At 64.1% G+C, this 2,601-nt stretch carries 3 protein-coding genes and 1 pseudogene; all 4 read left to right on the top strand.

Going from position 1 to position 2,601, the window contains the following annotated elements; all coding sequences use genetic code 11:
* Nucleotides 1-628 (top strand): glycine--tRNA ligase subunit beta (locus ABYB95_RS21195; protein ID WP_372661576.1); only part of this gene is annotated, 628 nt, incomplete at its 5' end.
* An 88-nt stretch (nt 629-716) separates the two neighbouring features.
* Nucleotides 717-1,301 carry a D-glycero-beta-D-manno-heptose 1,7-bisphosphate 7-phosphatase gene (gene gmhB / locus ABYB95_RS21190; protein WP_372661573.1) on the top strand — a complete coding sequence of 195 codons (585 nt, stop codon included), beginning with the start codon at nt 717-719 and terminating at the stop codon, nt 1,299-1,301.
* 43 nt (nt 1,302-1,344) lie between these two features.
* Nucleotides 1,345-2,100 carry a lysophospholipid acyltransferase family protein gene (locus ABYB95_RS21185; RefSeq protein ID WP_372661570.1) on the top strand — a complete coding sequence of 252 codons (756 nt, stop codon included), beginning with the start codon at nt 1,345-1,347 and terminating at the stop codon, nt 2,098-2,100.
* Nucleotides 2,101-2,234: 134 nt separating this feature from the next.
* Nucleotides 2,235-2,601: pseudogene (locus ABYB95_RS21180) on the top strand (metal-dependent hydrolase); the annotation flags it as partial.

The raw sequence follows: 2,601 nt of genomic DNA, 5'->3' as shown, positions 1-2,601 counted from the left end.
TGCGCTGGGCGTGATCCGGATGTTGATCGAAAAGGATTTGCCCACCGAACTGGTGCCGTTGTTGAACCAGGCGTATGACGCGTTCGGCGACAAGTTGCCATCCGTTCGGGCTGAGCCTGTCGAAGCCCTCACGGGATTCATCTACGACCGCCTCTCCGGCAGCCTGCGCGAACAAGGCTTCAGCGCACAAGAGGTCGATGCCGTCATGGCCCTGCGCCCTCAGCGTCTCGCCGAAGTGAGCCAGCGCCTGAACGCCGTGCGCGCCTTCGCCGCCTTGCCCGAAGCGCCCGCCCTCGCCGCTGCCAACAAACGCATTGGCAACATCCTCAAGAAATCCGAAGGCGAAGGCGCCGCCGTGAACCCGGCGTTGTTTGCCGAATCGGCTGAAAAAGATTTGTACGCCGCCATGCAGGCGACCCTGCCCACCGCCAACGCCCAATTCGACGCCGGCGACTACACCGCCTCGTTGCAAACCCTGGCGGCGCTGCGCACCCCGGTCGATGCCTTCTTTGACGGTGTCATGGTGAACGCGGATGATCCCAAACTCAAGGCCAACCGCCTGGGTCTGCTCGGCGAGTTGCACCAGGCCATGAACCGCGTGGCCGATTTGTCGCGTCTGGCATCGTGACAAGCTCTACACTCCCACGCAGTGCGGGCCGTTACCTCCGGAGGCGCGGCCTTGACCGCTAGCGGGTGCACACCATGAGGCGCGAACCATGAAACTGCTCATCCTCGACCGCGACGGCACGCTCAACCGCAACCGCGACGACTATGTGGCTTCGCCCGATGAGTGGGAAGCGCTGCCCGGCGCGCTGGAAGCGGTGGCGCGGCTCAACCAGGGCGGTTGGCGCGTGGTCTTGGCGACCAACCAGTCCGGCATCGGGCGGGGTTTGTTCGAGATGGCCGCGCTCAACGCCATCCACGCCAAGATGCACCGCCAATTGGCCGCCGTGGGCGCGCGGGTGGAAGCGGTGTTTTTCTGCCCCCATGTGCCCGAAGACGGCTGCAACTGCCGCAAACCGGAACCCGGCCTGTTCCAGCAAATCGGCGCACGTTTTGGCGTGGGCTTGAGCGAGGTGCCTTCTGCCGGCAATGCCATTCGGCACGCGCAGGCGGCCACCGCCGCCGGCTGTCCCGCGCACCTGCTGCTTTCGGGCAAATCCGAACACCTGCGCGAAAAACTGGCCGGCCACGACAACGGCACCCGCGCCGCCTTGTTGCACGGCTTGCCCGAAAGCGCCCATGTGCACAAGGATTTGTCGGCCTTTGCCGACTGGTTGCTGGAACCCTCCGGCGCCTGAATTTTTGTCGCTTCATTCACCGAATCCCCTACCGCTTCTTCACATGTTCCATTTGTTGCGTTCCGTTCTGCACCTGCTTTTCATGGCCGTGACCGTGGTGCCCTGGGCGCTGGCGGTTTTGATCGCCGCACCGTTTCTCAGCAGCAGCAAAATCTATTGGATGTGCGCGCGCTGGCTCAAGCTGGCGGTGGACGGCGGGCGCTGGATTCTGGGCATACGCAACCAGATCGTTGGTTATGAAAACCTGCCCGTGGGCAGCACAGCACCGGCGGTTCTGCTGCTCAAGCACCAGTCCACCTGGGAAACCTTTTCCATGCCCGCGCTGATGCCGCACCCGTTGGCCTACGTGTTCAAAAAAGAGCTGCTCTACGTGCCGTTTTTCGGCTGGGCCATGAGCCGCATGGACATGATCCACATCGACCGCAGCAAGCGCGCACAGGCCTTCAACAAGGTGGTGGAGCAGGGCAAGCGCCTGCTGGCGCAAGGCACCTGGGTCATCATGTTTCCCGAGGGCACGCGCATCCCGCGTGGGCAAAAAGGCGTGTACAAAAGCGGCGGCACCCGGCTGGCGGTGGAAACCGGCGCGCCAGTGATCCCGATCGCGGTGAACTCGGCGGTGTGCTGGCCACGCAAAGCGTTCATCAAGCGCCCCGGTGTGGTGACGTTCTCGATCGGCAAACCCATTCCCAGCGCCGGTCGCCAGCCCGACGAGTTGATGCGCGAAGTCGAGGCCTGGATCGAGGCCGAGATGCGGCGCCTTGATCCAGAGGCTTATGGCCTCCCTGCCGCCACGCCATAGGCGTGCCACCCCCCAGGGAGCAACGCTGGCCGGCCGAAGGAGCCGGATCGGCGGCGCTCTCGGTGTCGCTTCCTCTCGTTGGCTTGGCTTGTCTTTGGTTGGTTCGAAGTCTCCCCATCCTGTTCTTTCTAGGCATGAAGCAGTTGTTGCAAATTGCGTTTGATTTTTTTGGCGGACCGGATCCGGTGGTGCCCGAAAAATCGCCTGCGCCTGCGCCCACCGCTCGGGTGCCCGAGCCCGACGCGCCACCGGCACTGCCGCTGTCTCAAGTGTTCCAACCCGCTGCCTGGCACCACCCGCGCGCCAACCGTTTGCTCCGCCTGGGCGGCTGCGACGTGGCCTACGAATTCAAGCGTGGCAAGCGCCGCACCATTGGCCTGTCGGTCAGCACCGATGGTTTGACGGTGAGCGCGCCGCGCTGGACGCCGGTGGGCGAGGTCGAGGCCTTGTTGCGCGACAAGCAGGCCTGGGTGATCGAAAAGCTGCAGCGTTCGCGCGAAC

It is taken from the genome of Hydrogenophaga sp., from assembly GCF_041633695.1.
Taxonomy (GTDB): domain Bacteria; phylum Pseudomonadota; class Gammaproteobacteria; order Burkholderiales; family Burkholderiaceae_C; genus Hydrogenophaga.
This window is presented reverse-complemented; position numbering and strand designations above follow the sequence as displayed.